The organism is Variovorax sp. YR634, assembly GCF_900106655.1.
In the GTDB taxonomy this organism is placed as follows: Bacteria; Pseudomonadota; Gammaproteobacteria; order Burkholderiales; family Burkholderiaceae_C; genus Variovorax.
The window spans coordinates 21312-43486 of the sequence record NZ_FNOL01000015.1 but is presented as its reverse complement, the minus strand read 5'-3'; the positions used below and the strand labels follow the sequence as shown (position 1 = coordinate 43486).

18 protein-coding genes are annotated in these 22175 nt (G+C 66.9%); 8 read left to right on the top strand and 10 right to left on the bottom strand.

The window, feature by feature from the left end; genetic code table 11:
- The first annotated feature begins 1 nt into the window (after position 1).
- From BLV60_RS22620 to BLV60_RS22590, 7 genes are all read left to right on the top strand, one after another.
- Positions 2-247 carry a hypothetical protein gene (locus BLV60_RS22620; RefSeq protein ID WP_093057533.1) on the top strand — a complete coding sequence of 82 codons (246 nt, stop codon included), beginning with the start codon at positions 2-4 and terminating at the stop codon, positions 245-247.
- A 19-nt stretch (positions 248-266) separates the two neighbouring features.
- Positions 267-854 carry a GNAT family N-acetyltransferase gene (locus BLV60_RS22615; RefSeq protein ID WP_093057532.1) on the top strand — a complete coding sequence of 196 codons (588 nt, stop codon included), beginning with the start codon at positions 267-269 and terminating at the stop codon, positions 852-854.
- A gap of 75 nt (positions 855-929) precedes the next feature.
- Positions 930-1799, top strand: a complete 870-nt coding sequence (locus BLV60_RS22610) for a tetratricopeptide repeat protein (protein WP_093057531.1) — start codon at positions 930-932, stop codon at positions 1797-1799.
- Between the two features lie 45 nt (positions 1800-1844).
- Complete coding sequence (locus tag BLV60_RS22605) at positions 1845-3032, top strand: vWA domain-containing protein (protein ID WP_093057530.1); 1188 nt, start codon at positions 1845-1847, stop codon at positions 3030-3032.
- Positions 3033-3094: 62 nt separating this feature from the next.
- Positions 3095-5035 (top strand): autotransporter assembly complex protein TamA, encoded by a 1941-nt coding sequence (locus tag BLV60_RS22600; RefSeq protein WP_093057529.1) that lies wholly within the window; start codon positions 3095-3097, stop codon positions 5033-5035.
- A gap of 9 nt (positions 5036-5044) precedes the next feature.
- Positions 5045-9109: a translocation/assembly module TamB domain-containing protein gene (locus tag BLV60_RS22595; protein ID WP_093057528.1), complete on the top strand. Its 4065-nt coding sequence runs from the start codon at positions 5045-5047 to the stop codon at positions 9107-9109.
- Between the two features lie 96 nt (positions 9110-9205).
- Complete coding sequence (locus tag BLV60_RS22590; RefSeq protein ID WP_093057527.1) at positions 9206-9523, top strand: hypothetical protein; 318 nt, start codon at positions 9206-9208, stop codon at positions 9521-9523.
- Here the strand turns inward: BLV60_RS22590 and BLV60_RS22585 are convergent.
- From BLV60_RS22585 to oxlT, 7 genes are all read right to left on the bottom strand, one after another.
- Positions 9465-9716: a formate dehydrogenase subunit delta gene (locus tag BLV60_RS22585; protein WP_093057526.1), complete on the bottom strand. Its 252-nt coding sequence runs from the start codon at positions 9714-9716 to the stop codon at positions 9465-9467. The genes BLV60_RS22590 and BLV60_RS22585 overlap by 59 nt on opposite strands.
- 38 nt (positions 9717-9754) lie before the next feature.
- Positions 9755-10606: a formate dehydrogenase accessory sulfurtransferase FdhD gene (fdhD, locus tag BLV60_RS22580; protein WP_093057525.1), complete on the bottom strand. Its 852-nt coding sequence runs from the start codon at positions 10604-10606 to the stop codon at positions 9755-9757.
- Positions 10607-10619: 13 nt separating this feature from the next.
- Positions 10620-13493, bottom strand: coding sequence for a formate dehydrogenase subunit alpha (fdhF, locus tag BLV60_RS22575; protein WP_093057524.1), 2874 nt, complete (start codon positions 13491-13493; stop codon positions 10620-10622).
- Between the two features lie 34 nt (positions 13494-13527).
- The gene (locus tag BLV60_RS22570; protein WP_093057523.1) at positions 13528-15087 is read right to left on the bottom strand and encodes a formate dehydrogenase beta subunit; all 1560 of its coding nucleotides are present in this window, start codon (positions 15085-15087) and stop codon (positions 13528-13530) included.
- Positions 15084-15617 (bottom strand): formate dehydrogenase subunit gamma, encoded by a 534-nt coding sequence (locus BLV60_RS22565; protein WP_218132242.1) that lies wholly within the window; start codon positions 15615-15617, stop codon positions 15084-15086. Before BLV60_RS22565 ends, BLV60_RS22570 begins: the two co-directional genes overlap by 4 nt.
- 262 nt (positions 15618-15879) lie before the next feature.
- On the bottom strand, positions 15880-16419 hold the full coding sequence (locus tag BLV60_RS22560) for a gamma carbonic anhydrase family protein (protein ID WP_256329454.1): 540 nt from the start codon (positions 16417-16419) through the stop codon (positions 15880-15882).
- Between the two features lie 66 nt (positions 16420-16485).
- Positions 16486-17769: an oxalate/formate MFS antiporter gene (oxlT, locus tag BLV60_RS22555; RefSeq protein WP_371127396.1), complete on the bottom strand. Its 1284-nt coding sequence runs from the start codon at positions 17767-17769 to the stop codon at positions 16486-16488.
- Between the two features lie 685 nt (positions 17770-18454).
- Between oxlT and BLV60_RS34470 the strand changes: the two genes are divergently transcribed.
- Positions 18455-18619 carry a hypothetical protein gene (locus BLV60_RS34470; protein ID WP_176928890.1) on the top strand — a complete coding sequence of 55 codons (165 nt, stop codon included), beginning with the start codon at positions 18455-18457 and terminating at the stop codon, positions 18617-18619.
- A 42-nt stretch (positions 18620-18661) separates the two neighbouring features.
- On the opposite strand, the gene BLV60_RS22550 is transcribed toward BLV60_RS34470, so the two are convergent.
- From BLV60_RS22550 to BLV60_RS22540, 3 genes are all read right to left on the bottom strand, one after another.
- Positions 18662-19609, bottom strand: a complete 948-nt coding sequence (locus tag BLV60_RS22550; RefSeq protein ID WP_093057521.1) for a LysR family transcriptional regulator — start codon at positions 19607-19609, stop codon at positions 18662-18664.
- An 89-nt stretch (positions 19610-19698) separates the two neighbouring features.
- The gene (gene pyk / locus BLV60_RS22545) at positions 19699-21117 is read right to left on the bottom strand and encodes a pyruvate kinase (RefSeq protein ID WP_093057520.1); all 1419 of its coding nucleotides are present in this window, start codon (positions 21115-21117) and stop codon (positions 19699-19701) included.
- Positions 21114-22130 carry a 2-dehydropantoate 2-reductase gene (locus tag BLV60_RS22540; RefSeq protein ID WP_093057519.1) on the bottom strand — a complete coding sequence of 339 codons (1017 nt, stop codon included), beginning with the start codon at positions 22128-22130 and terminating at the stop codon, positions 21114-21116. The genes pyk and BLV60_RS22540 overlap by 4 nt, the downstream gene beginning before the upstream one ends.
- Between the last annotated feature and the right edge of the window lie 45 nt (positions 22131-22175).

Genomic DNA, 22175 nt, shown 5'->3' with positions numbered 1-22175 from the left:
CATGAGCCAGACGCCGCATCCCACGGGGCAGCTGATGAAGCTGGGCATTGCCCAGGCAGTGCTGTTCGTGCTGGGTGCGCTGCTCGGCCGCGGGCTGGGGCTGCTGCTGGGCCTCGATGCCTTCGGCGCCGCCGGCTACGGCAACAAGGAAATCTTCGGGATCCTGCTGATCGGCCTGGGCGGCGGTGGCGGGGTGCAACTGGCGCGCGCCTGGTACGTGCGCAAGTATGGCGATCCCAAAGGCTGAAAACACAAGAGAGTTTGAAATGGCGTTCGTCGAACCCGTCACGCTGAAGGCCCGCGGCATCGCGCTGGTGCCGCTGTCGCTGGCTCATGAAGAAGGCCTGCGCGCCGCGGCCGCCGACGGCGAACTGTGGAAGCTGCGCGTCACCTCAGTGCCCGAGCCGCAGGACACGCGCGCCTACATCGAGACCGCGCTGAAGACCGCCGACCGCTTCGCCTTCGCAGTGACCGACGAGGCCACCGGCACCGTGCTCGGCAGCACCAGCTTCCACGACATCCTGCCGGGCGTGAAGCGCGTGGAGATCGGCTACACGTGGTACGCCGCGCGCTGCCAGCGCACGCACGTCAACACCACCTGCAAGCTGCTGATGCTCACGCATGCCTTCGACGCACTCGGCTGCAACACCGTGGGCTGGCGCACCGACAACTTCAACTTCGCCTCGCAGCGCGCCATCGAGCGCCTGGGCGCGAAGAAAGACGGCGTGATCCGCGGCCACGTGATGCGCCGCGACGGCACCATCCGCGACACCGTCATGTACAGCCTGCGCGCGGGCGAATGGCCCGAAGTGAAGGCCCAGCTGCTGTACCTGCTCGACAAGCCGCGAAGCTAAAGAGGATGCGACCGTAATGGAGTCGCTTTGATCCGTAGCAGTTTTTCTCCGCCAATTTTCCGCACGACCGTCCTCATGCTGAACCCATTCCGCTACGCCAATCTCAAGCGATGTCTTCTGGCGTTTGCCTTCGGCTGGATGTTTTCGCAGTACGCGCTTGCACAGAGCCTGTCTCCAGACATTGCCACGCAGTACCACCAGATCATGGGAAACGCGGGCATCGCAAGAAGCCAGTTCATGAACGCCATGACTGCGCCGAGCACTGCGCAAAAGGAGGCTTGGTATGAAAGGGCCGTGGAAAAGGGGAAAGAGGAAGCCATCGGCAACCTCGCCATGCTTCTGTACTGCGGCGATGAGCGTCCGAAAGATACGCAGCGCGCTTTCGAATTGCTTCGCCAGTTGAGCGAACGGGGATCTGCCCCCGCGCCATGGCTCATCGGCATTGCGTACTATTTTGGCGACGGCGTTCCCCAAAGCTACGAGAAAAGCCTGCCATGGCTGGAACTGTCCGCCCGGCGGGCAAACCCTCATGCGGTCAAGCTGGTAGCTGAGATGTACGACCAAGGCCTCGGGATACCGAAATCAGAGTCCAAGAATACGTGGTGGCTGGAGTTTGCGGCGGCACACGGCCATCAGGGGGCACAGCTGCAACTCGCCGAACGACTGTTTCGCAAGGCTGCCACCGAGAATGATTTCATTGCCGCCTATTACTGGTTTCTAGGCGCCAAGAGTCAAGGCGCCAATGTTGACGCAGCCACAGTCGCGCTGATTGAATCGAAAATTGACTCAAGAAAACTCTCAGTCATCAAAGAAGCCGATGCAAAGTTCGGCCCGTTTCGTTGGTCGAGGTGGGATGACGAATCCGTCATAGGCGCCTACACCTTTCCATGCGTGAGACATCTTCAGAACCCCGTGCTGGCACAGATGCACTTCGCCGCACGTTGACTTGCGTTCCAAGGCAACTCCGAAGACGAAATTAGGACCCGCCCCATGCTCATCGACTTCTTCTACACCCTGCGCTCGGCCAAGCTGCCGGTGTCGGTCAAGGAATACCTCACGCTGCTGGAGGCCCTGCAGGCCGACGTGGTGGGCCCCAACTCCGACGGCGCCTACGGCATCGACGACTTCTACTACCTCTCGCGCACCGCGCTCGTGAAGGACGAGAAGCACTACGACAAGTTCGACCGCGCCTTCGCCGCCTACTTCAAGGGCGTGGAGATGCTGACCGACTTCACGAAGGAAGTGCCGCTCGACTGGCTCAAGAAAACGCTCGAACGTGAGTTCACCGCCGAGGAAAAAGCCAAGATCGAGAAGATGGGCTGGGACGAGCTCATGGAAACGCTCAAGAAGCGCTTCGAGGAGCAGAAGGAACGCCACGAGGGCGGCAGCAAGTGGATCGGCACCGGTGGCACCTCGCCCTTCGGCAACGGCGGCTACAACCCGCAAGGCATCCGCATTGGTGGGGCCGGCAAGAACAAGAGCGCAGTGAAGGTGTGGGACCAGCGCGCCTACAAGGACTATGACGACACGCAGGAGCTTGGCACGCGCAACATCAAGGTTGCGCTGCGCCGGCTGCGCAAGTTCGCGCGCGAAGGCCACGACGAAGAGCTGGACCTCGACGACACCATCCACTCGACCGCGGCCAATGCCGGCTACCTCGACATCAAGATGCGGCCCGAGCGCCACAACAACGTCAAGGTGCTGCTGCTGATGGACGTGGGCGGCACGATGGACGAGCACATCCAGCGCGTGGAAGAGCTGTTCTCGGCCGTGAAGACCGAGTTCAAGCACCTCGAATTCTTCTACTTCCACAACTGCGTGTACGACTTCATGTGGAAGAACAACAAGCGCCGCTTCTCCGAGAAGTTCGCGACCTGGGACATCCTGCGCAAGTACAACAAGGACTACAAGCTCATCTTCGTCGGCGACGCCACGATGAGCCCTTACGAGATATTGCAGCCCGGCGGCAGCGTCGAATACAACAACGAAGAGGCCGGCGCCGAGTGGATCCAGCGCCTGACGCACACCTTTCCGAAGTTCGCGTGGATCAACCCCGAGCCGCAAGGCGTATGGCAGTACCGCCAGAGCATCGCGGTGATGCAGCAGCTCATGTCCAACCGCATGTACCCCCTGACCCTGCGAGGCCTCGAAGACGCGATGCGCATGCTGTCCAAGTAGGACGAAGCCATCTGTATCCGGACGCTTCAGGAACCGGCGAATCTTGCTGTCAGAATCCGCCCATGGTCAGGGTGGTTTCAGTTTCTTCGCCGGCATGGTGGCCGGCTTTGCTTTTTTCCGGCGTCCTGCTCTTGCAAGGCTGCAGCCTGCTGCCGAAGAAAGAGGCGCCCGAAGACAACAAGCCCGCGGCCGGCCTCGTGCGCAGCGGTGCTGCCGACAGCATTGCCGCCACTGACGACGGCAAGGACGACGACAAGAAAAAAACCGACAAGCGCGACGCCTTCACCGTCGATGTGCGCGGCCCCGAGGCCGTGCGCGACTACCTCAAGCTGCACCTCGAGATCCAGCGCTACCGCGAGCTCGACGACCTCGGCGCCACCGAAATCTCCCGCCTCATGGTGGCCGCCGAAGCCAATGCACGCGAGCTGCTCGGCACCATGGGCTACTTCTCGCCCACGCTGACGCTCGAACTCAACGAGACACCCGAAAGCACCAAGGCCCCGCGCGAAATCGTCATCACCGTCTCGCCCGGCGAGAGCACCAAGGTGAGCAACGTGCAGATCAGCTACGGCGGCCCGATCGCAAACGACGCAACCGCCGAGGCGCAGCGCGATTCGATCCGCACCAACTGGGCCCTGCGCGCCGGCCAACCCTTCACCCAGCAGGCCTGGGACGATGCGAAGACCACCGCGTTGCGCAGCCTGACGGCCAAGCGCTTTCCCACCGGCAGCATCGAGATCAGCCGCGCCGAAGTGGACGCAGACCGCAGCGAGGCCCGCCTCAGCGTCACCTACCAGTCGGGCCCGGCCTACAAGTTCGGTCCGCTCCTGCTGCACGGCATCCAGCGCTACGACCCCGACGGCGCGCGCCGCATCGCCCGCCTGCCCAGCGGCACCGACTACGACCAGCAGAAGCTGCTCGATGCCCAGCAGCGCCTGGCCAGCAGCGGCTACTACGACTCGGTGTTCCTCACGCTCGACACCGAGAGCGGCAACCCGCTGGCCGCGCCGGTGATCGCGCAGCTGCGCGAGGCACCGCTGCAGAAGGTGGTGATGGGCGTGGGCTTCACCACCGACAACGGCCCGCGCCTGTCGATCGACCACATCCACAACCAGATTCCGCTGCTGGGCTGGCGCTCCGTCTCGCGGCTGTCGGTCGACAACGACATCAAGTCGCTCGGCACCGAGTGGAAGGCGATTCCCGACGACCGGGGCTGGCAATGGTTCTCGGGCGCCGAACTGAAGAGCGAGCAATCGGGCAGCTACGTGGTCGACAGCGGACGCCTGCGAGGCGGGCGCAGCAAGTCGGGCGACCACATCGACCGCAGCTACTTCCTGCAGTACGACTACGCGCAGAACCGCGGCATCAACGCACCGCCCTCGGCCTCTGCCGTGACGGCCAACTGGGGCTGGACCGGCCGCTATTTCGACGACAACGCGTCGCCCTCGCGCGGCTTCGGTCTCGCACTCGAAGTGGCCGCGGGCTACACGCTCACCGGCGAGCAGACGCCCTTCACGCGCACCTACGCACGCTGGCTCGGCGTGCTGCCGCTGGGCGCAGCGGACGACAAGGAAGCACGCGCGCGCCGCAGCCGCCTGCAGCTGCGCGTGGAGGCCGGCGCGGTGTCGGCAAAAGACAGCGCGCAGATCCCGTCCACGCTGATGTTCCTGACCGGCGGCGACACCACCGTGCGCGGCTACAGCTACAAGCAGATCGGCACCGTGCGCGCCGACGGCCAGACCGTTGCCGGCCGCTACCTCGGCGTGGCCAGCGTGGAGTGGCAGCGCCCCTTCGTCTACAACGGCAAGCTCACCGAATGGGAGAGCGTGGTGTTCGCCGATGCCGGCGCCGTGGCCGACAAGCCCGGCGAGCTCAAGCCCAAGGTGGGCGTGGGCGTGGGCGCGCGCTGGCGCAGCCCCGTGGGGCCGGTGCAGGCCGACCTGGCCTACGGCGTGGACTCGAAGAAATTCCGCCTGCACTTCCGCCTCGGCTTCACCTTCTGATTTTTTTCGATGCAGACCGACGCAGACCCCACGCCAACGCCCCTCGCCCCCCGCCGCTCGCGCGCGCGCCGGGCAATGCGCGCCCTGGCCTGGACCGTGGCCGGCCTGCTGCTCGCCGTGGTGCTGCTGGTCGCGGGTGCGTGGTGGTGGCTGGGCTCGAACACCTCGCTCGCCTTCGCGATCGCGCAGGCGGCGCAGCGGCTGCCGGCCGGGCAGACGCTCGAAAGCCGCGACGTGAGCGGCTCGCTGCGCACCGGCGGCCACATCGGCTGGCTCAAGTACCAGAGCGAAAGCATCGCCGTCGAAGTGAACGAGGCCACCATCGGCTGGCAGCTCGCGCCGCTGCTGCAACGCAAGGTGCAGCTCGGCGAGGTGCACGCGAAGCAGGTGCTCATCGAAAAGCGCGGCCCGCCCAGCGACAAGCCCACCGAGCCGCTCGAACAGCTCGCGCTGCCGATCGAGGTCGAGCTGCCCTTCCGCATCGACGAAGTGCGCTGGGCCGGCCCGCCCGCTCTGCAGGCGCTCAACCTCTCGGGCAGCTACAGCTACAAGGCCGCCGAGCATGTGCTCGAGGTCAAGGGCGTGGACATCGCCGACGGCCACTACAGCACCCGCGTGAAACTGCAAGGCCCCGCGCCGATGGCCATCGACGCATCGCTCGACGGCCGCGTGAAGGCGCCGTTGGCCGAGGACCACAACATCGACGTGCTGGCCACCGCCACCGTGAAGGGCACGCTCGCCGGCACCGCCGCGCGGCTGCAGGTCGCGGCCGAGCTGAAGCCGGCCGAAGAAAACGCCGATGCGCCGATGGAAGCCAGCCTGCAGGCACAGATCGCGCCCTGGCTGCCCCAGCCGGTGATCGACGCGAAGGCCGACCTGCGCAACGTCGATGCGTCGAGCCTGTGGCCCGGCGCACCCCAGACGCAGCTCACCGGCACGGTCGAACTGCAGCCCGACGCCGATACCGGGCCCACCGCATGGAAGGCCTCGGCCGACATCCGCAACGCCGTGCCCGGCCCGTGGGACAAAGAGAAACTGCCGCTCGAACAGGTGCAGGCCAAGGTCGGCTTCGACGGCACGAGCTGGAGCGTTCCCGAAGCCACCGTGCGCGCGGGCGGCGGACGCATCGACGCGGCCGGCAAATGGAGCCCCGCGCCGTCGCCGTGGCAGGCGCAGGCCACGGTGCGCGGCGTGCGGCCCGGCGCGCTGTACACCGAACTCTCGGGTGCGCCCGTCAGCGGCCAGATCAAGGCCGAACAGAAGGAAAGCACCATCACCTTCGACGCCGCGCTGCGTGCCGAAGGCCGCGGCGCCGGCAGCAAGGCCCTGCCCGGCTTCGCGCTCGACCGCGCGCTGGCCCAGGGACAGTGGAAAGACCAGGTGCTCGACCTGCGCACGCTGCGCATCGAGGCCCAGCGCGCCAGCGTCGATGGCCGGCTGCAGGTGCGCGTGGCCGAGCAGGCCGCCAGCGGCAAGCTCAACCTCGTGCTGCCGGGCGGCAGCGCGCAGGTCGATGGCCGCATTGCACCGTCTGCGGGCGGTGGCGACATCAGAGCCAGCATCGACGATGCCGACGTCGTACAGCGCTGGGTGCAAAGCCTGCCGGGACTGTCCGGCGTATTCGCGAACGCCAGCGCAAAGGGCTCGGCGAAGCTCGACGCCAGCTGGCAAGGTGGCTGGCAGACCATCCAGCGCCGGCTGCAGAACGCCAACGCGCCCGCGCAGCGCGGCGCCGAGCCCAGCCTCAAGGCCGTGCTCGGCGTGCCGCGGCTCGACCTGAGCCTGCCCTCGGCCACACCTGGCGGTACGGCAACCGCTGTGCAACTGCGCGACCTGCGCGCCGATCTCGAAGGCAGCCTCGCACAGGCCTCGCTCACGCTGAAGGGCGAAGCCACCACCGGCACGCAGAAGTTCAACATCGACACCCGCGCCAGCGGTGGCATCGCCGGCGCCGGCCAATGGCGCGCGGCGCTGGCCAGCCTGAAGCTGCAGGCACAGGACAGCGCCCGCCCCGGCGACCCGTGGGTGCTGGAGCTGAGCCGCGAAGTCACCGCAACCATCCGCACCACCAGCGGCAATGCACCCCGCCTCGACGTCGAAGCGTCCGCCGCCGCGGCCACCTTGCGCGGCCCCGTGCCCGGCACCGTGCGCATCGACTGGCAGCCGCTGCGCTTCAGCCAGAGCGGCGCGGCGCCCAACCGCGTGTTCCGCGTGCAGTCCAAGGGCCAGCTGCAGGGCCTGCCGATGGCCTGGGCCGGCGCGTTCGGCGCCAATACCACGCTGGGCGAATACGGCATCAGCGGCGACTTGATGTTCAACGGCGACTGGGACATCGACGCCGGCGACACGCTGCGCGCCAAGGCCCGCATCGGGCGCCAGAGCGGCGACATCCGCGTGCAGGCCGGCGAGGCCGCGCTCGTCACGCGCATCACCAGCACCGGAACGGGCACTGCGAGCGAACGCACGATGAACTCCTCCTCCGGGAACGGCGACGCGCCCAGCACGCCGGCCGGCCTGCGCCAGGCCGAACTGCGGCTCGATGCCGAAGGCGACGCGGTGCACGCCGTGCTCGCGTGGGACAGCGAACGCGCCGGCAAGATCGACGCCGACATCAACACCCGCGTGCAGCAGCGCGCCGGCGGCTGGCAGTGGGCGCCCGACGCACCGCTGGGCGGCACCATCAAGGCCGCGCTGCCGAACCTCGGCGTGTGGTCGATGCTCGCGCCGCCGGGCTGGCGCATTGCCGGCACGCTCGACGCCGGGGCCACGCTGTCGGGCAACCGCGCCGTGCCGCGCTGGAACGGCACGCTGGGCGCCGACAAGCTCGCGCTGCGCGCACCGGTCGAAGGGCTGGACCTGCGCGATGGCCGCCTGCGCGCCACGCTCAGCGGCGAGCGCATCGAGATCACCGAATTCACGCTCAAGGGCGGCACTGGCAGCTCCACGCGCATCGCCGGCCAGAGCGGCAACCGCAGCACCTCGGCCAGCGAGGCCCGCAGCGACGGCGGCACGCTCTCGGCCAGCGGCGACCTCAGCTGGGGCCCCGCCAGCGGCACGGCCTCGGGCATCCGCATGGCCCTGCAGGGCCAGTTGCGCGCGTTGCGCGTGCTGGTGCGCACCGACCGGCAGGTCACGCTCTCGGGCGATGTGCAGGCCCGGCTCGACAACGGCCAGTTCAACGTGCGCGGCAAGCTCAAGACCGACCGCGCTGTCATCATCCTGCCCGACGAGACCGCGCCCAGCCTGGGCAGCGACGTCGTCGTGCGCTCCGCCGCCAAGGACCGCGAGGCCACCGAGACGGCGCAGCGCGAATCCGCCCAGGCCGACGCGCAGGCTGCCAAGCCGCAGACCGCCAAGCCGCCGGATATCGTCATCAACTTCGACCTTGGCGACGACTTCGCGGTGCAGGGCCGCGGCATCACCACGCGGCTCGAAGGCGACCTGGAGATCCGCAGCACGAGGCTGAATGCCCCGCCGCGCATCACCGGCGAGGTGAAGACCGTGAAAGGCCAGTACCGCGCCTACGGCCAGCAGCTCGACGTGGAAACCGGCGTGGCGCGTTTCAACGGGCCGTTCGACAACCCGGCGCTGGACGTCCTGGCGATCCGCCCGAACCTGTCGCAGCGCGCGGGCGTGCAGATCACCGGCACCGCGCAATCACCACGCGTGAAGCTCTATTCGGAGCCCGCGCTGTCCGATGCCGAAACGCTGTCATGGGTGATCCTGGGCCGCGCCTCAGCCACCAGCGGCGGCGAGTCTGCGCTGCTGCAGCAGGCCGCGCTCTCGCTGCTCGGCAGGATCGGCGGCAGTGGCAGCGGCGGCAGCCTGGCCAGCCGCTTCGGGCTGGACGAACTCGGCTTCAAGGGGCCGGGCAGCGGCGGCGACCTGCGCGAGTCGGCGGTCACGCTGGGCAAGCGGCTGTCGAAAGATTTCTACCTCACCTACGAACGCAGCCTGGGCGGCACCTTCGGCACGATCTTCATCTTCTACGACCTGACGACGCGGCTCACGCTGCGCGGGCAGGCGGGGCAGACGAGCGGGCTCGACCTGATCTACACCGTGAAGTACGACTGAGCGCGGGGTTGTCCCGCAGTAGCCGGACTTCGGTCTTGACCCGCGTCTTGCGCGCGTGATAAGAACCGTCTTCGCCTTCACCGAGGAGCGACGACGATGAAAAAAGATGGAGACAAGGGCGAGGGCCTTCAGAGCTTTGCTCAAGGCCCTCGGACATACGCCCCACCGGGGCTCTCGCGCATCGCGCTCATGCGCGGCACGCTGCGCGGCGTGATCACGCTGATCGCCGTCATCGCGGCGGTGGCTTCCATACCGTACTGGGAGGAGATGCAGTTCCCGGTCACCAGCCTCGTGATCTACGTCGCGGGCATGGTGTTCGTCGCGATGCCGCTGTGCCTGTACTACGAGTCGCTGCTCATGGCGCAGCAGGCAGCAGCGTCGCCCGATGGCCGCGAATCGCTGATGCCACGATAGGCATCAGCAGCGGCGTCTTGCCGGCGTCGAAGTCGCGTATCAGCTGGATGCGCATGCTCGGCGCCCAGAACGACTTCAGGTGCCCAGCAATCGCCTGCGTGGCAGCGCCGGCATCGCTCGGCGATTGCGCCTGGAAGAAGGTGCCGATCTGATTGGCCATCTTGACCAGCTGTGCCGAATGATCGTGCTCCATGGGGCCTTCGAGAAAATGAGTTGTTTGTTGATGAAGCGTCAGCGCACGCGTTGCGGGTCTGCCGTGCGCAGCCGCTGCGGATGGCTGTAGACGCCCAGGTCCTGCTGCCGCACGAAGCCCACCAGCGTGAGGCCCGCGCGCTGCGCCGTGGCCACCGCGAACGAGGTCGGCGCCGACACCGCGGCGAGCAGCGGTGCGCCGGCCATCGCGGCCTTCTGCACCATCTCGAAACTCGCGCGGCTGGTCACTGCGATGAAGCCGGTGGAAGCATCGACATCGTTGGCCGCGAGCGCGCCCACCAGCTTGTCGAGCGCGTTGTGGCGGCCCACGTCCTCGCGCAGCCACATCACTTCGCCTTCCGCCGAGCACCAGGCGGCCGCGTGCACGGCACCGGTAGCCTCTTGCAGCGTCTGCTGCGATGGCAGCTGCGACATCGCACGGCCAATGGCCTCGCGGTCGAACTGCGCGGCAGCATCGCTGCGCAGCACCGGCAGCTCGCGCGACACCTGCGTCAGGCTCTCGGTGCCGCACAGGCCGCAGCCGGTGCGCCCGGCCATCGAGCGGCGGCGCAGCTTGAGGCGCGCAAAGGCCGCGCTCGACACCTGCAGATGCACCGTGACGCCGAGCGCCGACGGCTCGGCTTCCACCGAGTAAAGCTCGTGCGCCGCTTCGAGGATGCCCTCGCTGAGCGAGAAGCCGAGCGCGAAGTCTTCCAGGTCGAGCGGCGTCGCGAGCATCACCGCATGCGAGATGCCGTTGTATTCGAGCGCCACGGGCACTTCCTCGGCCACCCAGTCCTGCACGTCGAACGGCCGGCCGCCGCGCACTCCGCGCACGGGCAGCAGCTGCGCGCCTTCGCAGAACTGAACGGCGTCGGTAACCAGGTTCATGCGGCGAGCACTCTCACTTTGCCGGTACCGTCTCGCCGCTTTGCTGCGCCGATGCGGCGGCAAGCAAGTCCTGCTGCGTCTGGTTGAAGCGGCTGTACTCCTGCTGCCAGGCCGAAGGCTGCATCACCGGCATCACCTGCACTGCCGTGACCTTGTACTCGGGGCAGTTGGTGGCCCAGTCGGAGTTGTCGGTGGTGATGACGTTGGCGCCCGACTCGGGAAAGTGGAAGGTGGTGTACACCACGCCCGGCTGCATGCGCTCTGACACCGTGGCGCGCAGCACCGTCTCGCCCGCGCGGCTCTGGATGCCCACCCAGTCGCCGTCGCTCACGCCGCGTTCCTCGGCGTCGTGCGGATGGATCTCCAGCCGGTCTTCGCTGTGCCACTGGTTGTTGTCGGTGCGGCGCGTCTGCGCGCCCACGTTGTACTGCGAGAGGATGCGCCCGGTGGTCAGCAGCAGCGGGAACTTGCGCGTGACCTTCTCGTCCGTCGCCACGTACTGCGTGACGATGAACTTGCCCTTGCCGCGCACGAAGTGGTCGATGTGCATCGTGGGCGTGCCGTCGGGCGCCTCGTCGTTGCAGGGCCACTGGATGCTGCCGAGCTCGTCGATGCGCTTGTAGCTCACGCCGTGGAAGGTCGGCGTCAGCGCGGCAATCTCGTCCATGATTTCTTCGGGGCTCTTGTAGTCCATCGGATAGCCGAGGGCCTGCGCCAGCTTCACGGTCACTTCCCAGTCGGCATAGCCGGCTTTGGGCGGCATCACCTTGCGAACGCGCGAGATGCGGCGCTCGGCGTTGGTGAAGGTGCCGTCCTTCTCGAGGAACGAGGAGCCCGGCAGGAACACGTGGGCGTACTTGGCGGTTTCGTTGAGGAACATGTCCTGCACCACCACGCACTCCATGCCCATCATCGCGGCCGCCACGTGCTGCGTGTTCGGGTCGGACTGCACGATGTCCTCGCCTTCGCAGTACAGGCCCTTGAAGCTGCCGCCGATGGCGGCGTCGAACATGTTGGGAATGCGCAGACCCGGCTCGGGGTTGATCTGCACGCCCCAGGCAGCCTCGAACGAGGCGCGCGTGGTGCTGTCCGACACATGGCGGTAGCCCGGCAGTTCGTGCGGGAACGAGCCCATGTCGCACGCGCCCTGCACGTTGTTCTGGCCGCGCAGCGGGTTGACGCCCACGCCTTCGCGCCCGACGTTGCCGGTGACCATCGCGAGGTTGGCGATGCCCATCACCGTCGTCGAGCCCTGGCTGTGTTCGGTCACGCCCAGGCCGTAGTAGATGGCGCCGTTGCCGGCCGTGGCGAACAGACGCGCAGCGGCGCGCAGCTCGGCCGCCGGCACGCCGGTCGCCTTTTCAGTGGCTTCGGGCGATTGCTCGGGCTGCTCGACGTACGACTTCCACTCCTTGAACGAAACCGTGTCGCAGCGCTCGGCCACGAAGTCGTCGGCCATAAGCCCTTCGGTGACGATGACGTGGGCCAGCGCCGTCACCACGGCCACGTTGGTGCCGGGCTTGAGCTGCAGGTGGTGCGAAGCCTTTACATGAGGCGACTTCACGATGTCGATGCGGCGCGGATCGACCACGATCAGCTTCGCGCCCTGGCGCAGCCGCTTCTTCATGCGCGATGCGAACACCGGGTGCCCGTCGGTCGGATTGGCGCCGATCACCATGATGACGTCGGCCTTGTCGACCGAGGCAAAGGTCTGCGTGCCGGCCGATTCGCCCAGCGTCTGCTTCAGGCCGTAGCCCGTGGGCGAGTGGCACACGCGTGCGCAGGTGTCGACGTTGTTGTTGCCGAAGGCGGCACGCACCAGCTTCTGGACCAGGTAGGTTTCCTCGTTGGTGCAGCGCGACGAGGTGATGCCGCCGATGGAGTCCTTGCCGTACTTGGCCTGCAGGCGCTTGAACTCGCTCGCGGCGTAGTTGAGTGCGGTGTCCCAGCTCACTTCCTGCCACGGGTCGGTGATGTTCTTGCGGATCATCGGCTTGAGCATGCGGTCCTGGTGCGTCGCATAGCCCCAGGCGAAGCGGCCCTTGACGCAGGAGTGGCCTTCATTGGCCTTGCCGTCTTTCCACGGCACCATGCGCACGACCTCGTTGCCCTTCATCTCGGCCTTGAAGGCGCAGCCCACGCCGCAGTAGGCGCAGGTGGTGATCACGCTGTGCTCGGGCTGGCCGAGCCAGATCACCGACTTTTCCTGCAGGGTGGCGGTGGGGCAGGCTTCGACGCAGGCACCGCAGCTCACGCACTCCGAATCCATGAAGGCCTCGTCCTGGCCCGGCGACACGCGCGACTCGAAGCCGCGGCCGCTGATGGTCAGCGCGAAGGTGCCCTGCGTTTCCTCGCAGGCACGCACGCAGCGGTTGCACACGATGCACTTCGACGGGTCGTAGCTGAAGTACGGGTTCGACTCGTCCTTCTCGCTCTTCAGGTGGTTGGCGCCGTCGAAGCCGTAGCGCACGTTGCGCAGGCCGGTAACGCCCGCCATGTCCTGCAGCTCGCAATTGCCGTTGGCCGAGCAGGTGAGGCAGTCCAGCGGATGGTCGGAGATGTAGAGCTCCATCACGCCCTTGCGCAGGTCCTGCAGCTTGGGCGTCTGGGTGCGCACCTTCATGCCGGCTTCTGCAGGCGTGGTGCAAGAGGCCGGAAAGCCCTTGCGGCCTTCGATCTCGACCAGGCACAGCCGGCAGGAGCCGAAGGGCTCCAGGCTGTCGGTGGCGCAGAGCTTGGGCACCTGGATGCCCGCATCCACAGCCGCGCGCATCAGCGAAGTGCCCGCGGGCACCGTCACTTCGTTGCCGTCGATCTCCAGCGTCACCTCGCGCGTGGATTCGCGCTTGGGGGTGCCGTAATCGGTTTCCTTGAGATGGTCCAACATGTCTTTCTTACTCCTGCTGCTGCGCCGCAACCGCCTAGGCAGCTTCGCGATCGGGAACCACGAGACCGAAGTCCTGCGGGAAGTGGTCGAGTGCCGAGAGCACCGGGAACGGCGTCATGCCGCCCATGGCGCACAGCGAGCCGTGGACCATCGTGTTGCACAGGTCGCGCAGCAAGATCACCTGCTGCGGACGGTTCTGGTTGTTGCGGATCTTGTCGATCACCTCGACGCCGCGCGTCGATCCGATGCGGCAGGGCGTGCACTTGCCGCACGACTCGAGCGCGCAGAACTCCATGGCATAGCGCGCGAGCTTCGACAGGTCGGCCGTGTCGTCGTGCACCACGATGCCGCCGTGGCCCACCGTGCCGCCGACGGCCGCGTAGGCCTCGTAGTCGAGCGGCAGGTCCCATTGCGATTCGGGCAGGTAGGCACCCAGCGGCCCGCCGACCTGCACCGCCTTGATCGGCCGGCCCGAGGCCGAGCCGCCGCCGTAGTCGTACAGCAGCTCGCGCAGCGTGACGCCGAAGGCCTTCTCGACCAGGCCGCCGTACTTGATGTTGCCGGCCAGTTGCATCGGCAGCGTACCGCGCGAACGGCCCACGCCATAGTCGCGGTAGAAGGCCGCGCCGCGCGCCAGGATCAGCGGCACGCTGGCCAGCGTGATGACGTTGTTGATCAGCGTGGGCTGCCCGAACAGGCCTTCGATGGCCGGCAGCGGCGGCTTGGCGCGCACGATGCCGCGCTTGCCTTCGAGGCTTTCGAGCAGCGCCGTTTCCTCGCCGCACACATACGAGCCCGCGCCCTTGCGCACCGCGAGCGAGAAGCGCTTGCCTGAACGCAGGATGTTGTCGCCGAGAAAGCCCGCTGCCTCGGCAATGCGGATGGCCTCGTTCAGCGTCGCTATCGCGTGCGGGTATTCCGAACGCACGTAGATGTAGCCCTGCGTGGCGCCGGTGGCGAGGCCGGCGATGGTCATACCCTCGATCAGCATGAAGGGGTCGCCCTCCATCGTCATGCGGTCGGAGTAGGTGCCCGAGTCGCCCTCGTCGGCATTGCAGACGATGTACTTCTGCGCCGCCGCCGTGCCCAGCACCGTCTTCCACTTGATGCCGGCCGGAAAGGCCGCGCCGCCGCGACCGCGCAGGCCCGAGTCGAGCACCTGCTGCACGATTTCCTCGGGTGCGAGGGCCAGCGCGCGGCGCAGGCCGGCAAAGCCTTCGTAGGCCTGGTAGTCGGTCAGCGACACCGGGTCGGTAATGCCCATGCGCGCGAAGGTCAGGCGCTCCTGCTTCTTCAGGTAGGAAATGTCTTCGGTCAGTCCGAGAGCCAGCGGGTGCTTGCCGCCGGTGAGGAAGCCGGCATCGAACAGGCCGGCCACGTCGTCGGGCGTCACAGGTCCGTAGGCGATGCGGCCGCTCGGTGTGTTCACCTCGACCAGCGGTTCGAGCCAGAACATGCCGCGCGAACCGTTGCGCACGAGTTCGAGCATGAGGCCGCGCGCCGCAGCTTCCTTCGCGATGCATCGGGCCACGCGATCCGCGCCCGCCGCGAGCGCGGCCGAATCTCGCGGCACGTAGACGGTGATGGTGCTCATGCGCGGCCTCCGCTGGTCTGCGCGACCAATGCATCGAAGCTCTTGGCCGTCATGCGCGCATGCGGCTGGTCGTCGAGCGTCATCGCGGGCGACGAGGCGCACAGGCCGAGGCAGAACGCGGGCTCCAGCGTGAAGGCGCCATCTTTCGAGGTGCCGTGCGCATTGCATCCCAGGCGCAGTTCGGCGTGGGCGAGCAAGGCGTCGGCGCCCATCGCCTGGCAGGCCTCGGCGCGGCAGATCTGGATCACGTGCCGGCCAGCCGGCTCGGCACGGAAGTGGTGGTAGTAGGTGACGACGCCATGGACCTCCGCACGCGAGAGGTTCAGCGCGTCGGCAATCACCGGCACCGTGTGCGCGGGGATGTAGCCCAGCGCGTCCTGCACGTCGTGCAGGATCGGCAGCAGCGCGCCTGGTTCGTCCGCATGCTGCAGCAGGCTGCGATGCACGGCGACGAGTTCGTCTTCCTTGTCGGTGGGGCCGGAGGCCGGATGCGGTACCTCGTGCCCCTGCTGCGCTTGTTGTAGTTTCATGATCCCGTCCGATCTGGTCCGTTTCCGGCGCCGCTGCTGCATTGCTGTCTGCTTGCAAGCGGAGCTGTTTTCATCGTGGTTCTGTCGCGGGACCAACGTCATGAAATTCGACGTGAATCCCGCGGCCATCCGCTTGAGGATCAATGTCGATGAATCGGGCGCCGGGGGCCTTGACGCAAGTCAATTTCCGCCGAAACAAGCACGGTGCCAATGCGCACAAACCCTGCGGGCGGGCAGGGTTTCGGGAGGGTGCGGAAAGGCCCTAGCGGGCGAAGGGACCGGCGCTGCCGCGCGCCCTGATCAGAAGCGCCTCGGCCTCGGCGTCGTCGACCTCGCCCGTGACCTTCGCGGGCCTGCCCGCGATGCGCGAGCGGTCGGGAAAGACCTTGCCCTCGGTCAGCAGCGAGCCGGACTCGACGATGCACGCACGGCCGACCACCGAGCCGTTGAGCGCGATGGTGTGCTCGCCGACCACGGCACCGTCGCCGACGGTGCAGCCATGGAGCATCACGTGCGGCTCCACCGTCACGTCGTCGCCGATGGTCAGTGGATAGCCCGGGTCGGCATGCAGCATCACGCCGGCCTGCACATGGCTGCCGCGGCCGATGGTGATGGGCTCGTTGTCGCCGCGCAGCACCGCATTCGCGCCGACGCGGCTGCCGGCTGCGAGCACGACCTGTCCGATCACGCTGGCGCTCTCGGCCACGCGGGCGCTGGCGTCGATGACCGGTTCATGCGCGTCAAGTCGGTAGATCGTCACTGCGGGCTCCTGTGCATCGGCGAAAAGCCCTGCCATCTTCATGGCAGGGCTGCGTGGGCGGAAGAAAGCCGGATGGTACCGGCTGACGGAAAGCCGATGGTGGTCTATTTATTCGACGACGCGGCTCGCCTCGATGTGCTTGCGGCGCATCGGCCGCAACACGAACCACGCCATCAGCGCCGCGAGCGCATTGACCGCGCTGGCCACGATGAAGACCGCCTGCCAGCTGCCGGTGGCAGCCGCGAGCACGCTCGACAGCGGCACCAGCAGCGAGGCCGTGCCCTTCGCGGTGTAGAGCATGCCTGCGTTCGACGCCGCGTACTTCGATCCGAAGGTGTCGGCGCAGGTCGACGGGAACAGGCTGTAGATCTCGCCCCAGGCGAAGAACACGATGCCGGTCAGGATCACGAAGAGGATCGGGTTCTGGCCGTAGTGGTAGAGCATCAGGATGCCGACCGACTCCATCGCGAAGGCGATGAACATGGTCTGCTCGCGGCCGATCTTGTCGGACACCCAGCCGAAGAAGGGCCGCGTGAGGCCGTTGAGCACGCGGTCGATGGCGAGCGCGAAGGTCAGCGCGGGCAGCACCAGGCCCATGATGTTGACCGGCACGTCCATGATCTTGAAGTCCTTGGCGATGGGCGCAAGCTGCGCCGTGGCCATCAGGCCGCCGGCGGCCACCATCACGAACATCGCGTACATCACCCAGAACACGGGCGAGCGCAGCACCTCGGACGGCGCGTAGTCGCGGCCAGCCTGCTGCACGTTGCGGCTGTTCGACGCCTTGGAGTGGCTTGGCGCGCGGGTCAGCATCCATGCGAGCAGGAACACGATGAGTCCCTGCCCGATCCCAAAATACAGAAACGCAGATTCGTAGCCGCTCGACTTGATCATCGCGGAGATCGGGATGATCGTGAGGGCCGAGCCAGCACCGAAGCCCGCTGCGGTCATGCCCGCGGCAAGCCCCCGGCGATCGGGGAACCACTTGAGCGCATTGCCCACGCAGGTGCCGTAGACAGCACCGGCGCCAATGCCGCCAACGGCCGCCGCGATGTACAGCAGCGGCAGCGAGTCGGCCACCGAGTTGAGCACCCAGCCCAGGCCGCACAGCACGCCGCCCACCAGCACCACGGGACGCGGGCCGAAGCGGTCGACCAGGTAGCCTTCGATGGGCACGAGCCATGTCTCGGTGAGCACGAAGATGGTGAACGCGACCTGGATCGCGGCGCGGCTCCAGCCGTGCTTGTCTGCGATCGGATTGACGAAGAGCGTCCATCCGTACTGCAGGTTGGCGATCATCGCCATGCAGACGATGCCGATCAGCAACTGCCCCCATCGGTAAGCCTCGGATCGCGTCGCGGTCGCGCCATAGGTTTCGGACGGGGGATACATCGCGGGGTTGGAACCCGCGGTCGTGGAGGTGGGCCGAGTCATGGAGTTGTCCTTGGTGTTTTCGTTTAAATCCGACAGGCTGCGAATACAGAGCAATCAGTCGAGCGATCGGTGCGCATCGAAAGGCGACGAGGTTTCCTTGGCATCGCTACACGGCATTGGGATCACCAGTTTTCTGCGCGTGAATGACTGTCGGACTGAGCGACTCAAAAACTCTTGACCTCAGTCAAGTTCACACGAATCGCGCCCTCGTGGGACCCCCGTGATATCCCTAGCACGAGGCCTCGTTGCGTGCGCACTTTGTGTGTGTCGATGCCGGTCGAAACACACCGCGATGCGTGTGTGCATCGCGCTGCATGCGATGTGCGTCGCGCGATGCGACGGCATTGCAGCGACATTGCGGCGGCATGGTGCGATGAAGAAAAAATAGCGGAAGTCTTCGCGCGAACTTTCGATGGCCAGTGCGATGGGCTTCGTGAATTTGCGATGCGCGTTGCGCGCTCGCTCATGTGCTCCGGAAGCGCTCCTGCAGACGGGTTGCAGGCCTACGCAAGAACCTGTCTGCCTCCGAAAAAATTGACCTAGGTCAAGAAACGCGAAAATGGCGTTTGCTCTCGTCTAGGGTAAACCCTAAAATTCAGGGTAATCCCTTCGGTCTTTTAGATTCAATCCTTTGGAGCCCTCAATGAGCCACACCACACTGAATTCCAGCAGCCTCCGTACCCCGGCCTCGTCGTCCACCGCCAACGACGCAATGCGCGAACTGTTCGCCGCAATGCCCATCGTGATCTTCTACAAGGCCGCACGTGCCGCGCTGATGCAACGCCGCAGGGCGGCCGTGCAGCGTTGAGCCGCCGCACCGGACCCCTCCCCCACAAAGAGCGCGCGCGAGTTACTCGCCGCGCTCTTTTTCTTTGTGGTTCCCGAACGGCACGATCTGCGAGATCAGCGACGGCCCGTCGCTCAGCAGAAAGTCCTTGAAGGCCTGCGCCACCGGCGGCAGGCGCTTGCTTCGGCGGTGCACCACGTACCAGTTGAGCATCAGCGGAAAGCCTTCGACGTCGAGCACGCAGAGACTGCCCGCGCGCATCTCCTGGCTCACCGTGTGGGCCGACACGAAGCTCACGCCCATGCCCGCGATCACCGCCTGCTTGATGGTTTCGGTGCTGCGGATCTCCATCGCGATGTTGATGCCGCTCAGATCGCCGCCAAAGCCGTCTTCCATCGAATGCCAGGTGTCCGATGCTTTCTCGCGCACCACGAAGGGCTCGCGCATCAGCCGTGCCATCGGGATCTTCTTCACACCCACCAGCCGATGGCTCGGCGCCGCGACGATCACGTAAGGGTGCGGCGCGAAGGGCTGGTTGACGGTGTCCAGGTCGGTCGGCGGCCGCACCATGATCGCGAGGTCCGTGAGGTTCTCTGCGATGTGGGTCAGCAGCCCCGCCCGGTTGTGCACCGTGAAGTTCAACGTCACGCCCTGGTGCCGGCTCGCGAACTCGACCAGCAGGCGCGGAAAGAAGTAGTCGCCCGCGCTGATCACACCCACGTTGAGCTTGCCGCCCGAGACGCCCTTGAACTGCATCATCGCGTTCTCGGCCGCTTCGAACTGCTGGATGATCGCGCGGCTGATCTGCAGCAGCTCGGTGCCCGCAGGCGTGAGATAGATCTTCTTGCCGAACTGCTCGAACAACGCATTGCCCGCGTGCTCCTCGAGCTTGCGCACCTGCGTGGAGACGGCGGGCTGCGTGAGGTGAAGCTCCTCGGCCGCGCGCGAAAAACTCAGCAGCCGCGCCACTGCCTCGAAGACTTTCAACTGGCGCAGGGTCGCATGCTTCATCGGGAAAGAGGGTGGCTGCAGTCGAGCGGCATCGTACAGCGCGACAACGCCTGCGCTGGCGCCGCGCGCTCAGTCCGCTTCAGTCCGCTTCAGTCCGGTATTCGCGCGACGTGCAGCAGGTTGGTGGTGCCCGATTGCCCGAAGGGCAGGCCCGCGACCACCACCACGTCGTCGCCCGCCTTCGCGAAGCCCTCGGCGCGTGCCGTGCGGCAGGCGCATTCGATCATCTCGCCCACGTCGTGCACGTCGTCGACCAGCACCGCATGCACGCCCCAGACCATCGCCATGCGGCGCGCCGCGACGGTGTCGGGCGTGAGGCTCAATATCGGCACCGCCGGGCGCTCTCGCGCCGCGCGCAGGCTGGTGAAGCCCGAGGAGGTGTACGTCACGGTGGCGGCCGGCGCGAGCAGCGCGGCCACCTGGCGCAGCGAGGCGCAGACAGCATCTGCCGTGGTCGACAGCGCCGCATCGTGCGTGGCGTCGATGCCCGCGCGGTAGGAAGGATCGGCCTCCACGCGCACGATGATGCGGTCCATCATCGCGACCGCTTCGAGCGGGTACTTGCCCGAAGCCGATTCGGCCGAGAGCATCACCGCATCGACGCCGTCGTAGATGGCGGTTGCAACGTCCGACACCTCGGCGCGCGTGGGCACCGGCGAGGCAATCATCGATTCGAGCATCTGCGTCGCCACCACCACCGGCTTGCCGCCCTTGCGGCAGGCGCGCACGATCAGGCGCTGCAGCTCGGGCACCTGCTCGGGCGGCAGTTCCACGCCGAGGTCGCCGCGCGCCACCATCAGGCCATCGCACAGCGCGACGATCGCATCCAGATGCTCGATGGCCGCGGGCTTCTCCAGCTTGGCCATGATCCAGGCGCGCGTGCCGATGATGGCGCGCGCCTCCTCGATGTCCTCCGGCCGTTGCACGAACGAGAGCGCAACCCAGTCGACGCCCATCGACAGGCCGAAGTCGAGGTCGTCGCGGTCCTTCGGCGTCAGCGGCGAGATCGGCAGCAGCACGCTCGGCACGTTCACGCCCTTGCGGTCGGAGATAGGCCCGCCGACCAGCACCGTGGTCTCTGCGAAGTCGGCGCCGTGGCTGTCCACGCGCAGCCGCAGCTTGCCATCGTCGAGCAGCAGCTCGGTGCCGTCCTGCAGCGCGGCGAAGATTTCCGGATGCGGCAGCGGCGCGCGGCGTGCACTGCCGCTGGTCTTGTCCATGTCGAGCCGGAAGCGCGCGCCCGCGTCGAGCTGCGCGCGACCGCCTTCGAAAGTGCCCAGCCGCAGCTTCGGCCCCTGCAGGTCGAGCAGGATGCCGATGGGCCGGTTGAATTCCTTCTCGAGGCGGCGGATGGTTTCCAGACGCCGCGCGTGGTCGTGCTGCGTGCCGTGGCTGAAGTTGAGCCGAAACACGTCCACGCCACGCTCGAACAGCGCGCGGATGGCCGGCTCGTCGGTGGTGGCCGGGCCGAGCGTGGCGACGATCTTTGCGCTGCGTGTGCGTCTCATGCTGCTGTCATTTCATGGAGCTTGACGCGGCCACGCTGGTCTTCCATGGTGCGCGCGAGCAGCTTGACCAGGCTGTAGACGGTGTCGATGTGCGGCGTCGGGGTTTCGGTGAGACGGGCCAGCTCGACCACTGCACCCACCAGCGCGTCGATCTCCGGTGCGCGCCCTGCTTCCACGTCCTGCAGCATCGAGGTCTTGTGCTTGCCGACCTTCTCCGCGCCCGCAATGCGCTTTTCGAGCGTCACGCGGAACTCGATGCCGAGCTTGTGCGCAACGGCCTGGGCCTCGCGCATCATCGCGGCGGCAAGTTCGCGCGAAGGCGGGTACTGGCAGATGTCGACCAGGGTCGAATGCGAGAGGCTGCTGATCGGGTTGAAGGTCAGGTTGCCCCACAGCTTGAGCCAGATCTCGGCGCGGATGTTGTCGAGCACGGGTGCCTTGAAGCCTGCGCCGGTGAAGCAGGCAGAGACACGGTTCACACGCTCGCTCGCCGAGCCATCGAGCTCGCCAACAGGGAAGCGGTCGCCTTCGATGTGCTTGACCACGCCAGGCGCGATCAGCTCCGATGCCGGATACACCACGCAGCCGATCACGCGCTGCGCGGGGATCTTCGTGGCAACGAGCCCCGAGGGATCGACGCTGCGCACCGGCGTACCCGCGAGCGCGCCCCCGTGCTGGTGGAAGTACCAGTACGGGATGCCGTTCTGCATCGTCACGACGGCAGTGTCGGGCCCGAAGAGCTTGGGCACGTCGTTGGCCACCGCCTCGACCTGGTGGGCCTTCATCGCGAGGACGACGATGTCCTGCGGGCCGGCTTCGTCATAGCGGTCGGTGGCCTTGACGTTGCGCGCCACCTGCTCCTCGCCTTCGGCCGAGATCAGCTTGATGCCGTTCTTGCCAATGGCATCGAGGTTGGCGCCGCGCACGATGAACGTCACGTCTTCGCCGGCCAGCGCGAGCTTCGCGCCGACCAGTCCGCCGATGGCGCCCGCGCCGATGATTGCAATCTTCATGTCGATCCCCAAGAGTTGAATTCGTTGCGCGACCCTTCGGCGATG

Coding starts and splice junctions, on each gene's coding strand:
- BLV60_RS22570 (WP_093057523.1), bottom strand. CDS start 15,087: ATGAGCACCATCACCGTCTACGTGCCGCGAGATTCGGCCGCGCTCGCG.
- BLV60_RS22565 (WP_218132242.1), bottom strand. CDS start 15,617: ATGAAACTACAACAAGCGCAGCAGGGGCACGAGGTACCGCATCCGGCC.
- BLV60_RS22610 (WP_093057531.1), top strand. CDS start 930: ATGCTGAACCCATTCCGCTACGCCAATCTCAAGCGATGTCTTCTGGCG.
- BLV60_RS22550 (WP_093057521.1), bottom strand. CDS start 19,609: ATGAAGCATGCGACCCTGCGCCAGTTGAAAGTCTTCGAGGCAGTGGCG.
- BLV60_RS22605 (WP_093057530.1), top strand. CDS start 1,845: ATGCTCATCGACTTCTTCTACACCCTGCGCTCGGCCAAGCTGCCGGTG.
- fdhD (WP_093057525.1), bottom strand. CDS start 10,606: ATGAACCTGGTTACCGACGCCGTTCAGTTCTGCGAAGGCGCGCAGCTG.
- fdhF (WP_093057524.1), bottom strand. CDS start 13,493: ATGTTGGACCATCTCAAGGAAACCGATTACGGCACCCCCAAGCGCGAA.
- BLV60_RS22585 (WP_093057526.1), bottom strand. CDS start 9,716: ATGGAGCACGATCATTCGGCACAGCTGGTCAAGATGGCCAATCAGATC.
- BLV60_RS22560 (WP_256329454.1), bottom strand. CDS start 16,419: ATGAAGATGGCAGGGCTTTTCGCCGATGCACAGGAGCCCGCAGTGACG.
- BLV60_RS22620 (WP_093057533.1), top strand. CDS start 2: ATGAGCCAGACGCCGCATCCCACGGGGCAGCTGATGAAGCTGGGCATT.
- BLV60_RS22600 (WP_093057529.1), top strand. CDS start 3,095: ATGGTCAGGGTGGTTTCAGTTTCTTCGCCGGCATGGTGGCCGGCTTTG.
- oxlT (WP_371127396.1), bottom strand. CDS start 17,769: ATGTATCCCCCGTCCGAAACCTATGGCGCGACCGCGACGCGATCCGAG.
- BLV60_RS22540 (WP_093057519.1), bottom strand. CDS start 22,130: ATGAAGATTGCAATCATCGGCGCGGGCGCCATCGGCGGACTGGTCGGC.
- pyk (WP_093057520.1), bottom strand. CDS start 21,117: ATGAGACGCACACGCAGCGCAAAGATCGTCGCCACGCTCGGCCCGGCC.
- BLV60_RS22595 (WP_093057528.1), top strand. CDS start 5,045: ATGCAGACCGACGCAGACCCCACGCCAACGCCCCTCGCCCCCCGCCGC.
- BLV60_RS22590 (WP_093057527.1), top strand. CDS start 9,206: ATGAAAAAAGATGGAGACAAGGGCGAGGGCCTTCAGAGCTTTGCTCAA.
- BLV60_RS22615 (WP_093057532.1), top strand. CDS start 267: ATGGCGTTCGTCGAACCCGTCACGCTGAAGGCCCGCGGCATCGCGCTG.
- BLV60_RS34470 (WP_176928890.1), top strand. CDS start 18,455: ATGAGCCACACCACACTGAATTCCAGCAGCCTCCGTACCCCGGCCTCG.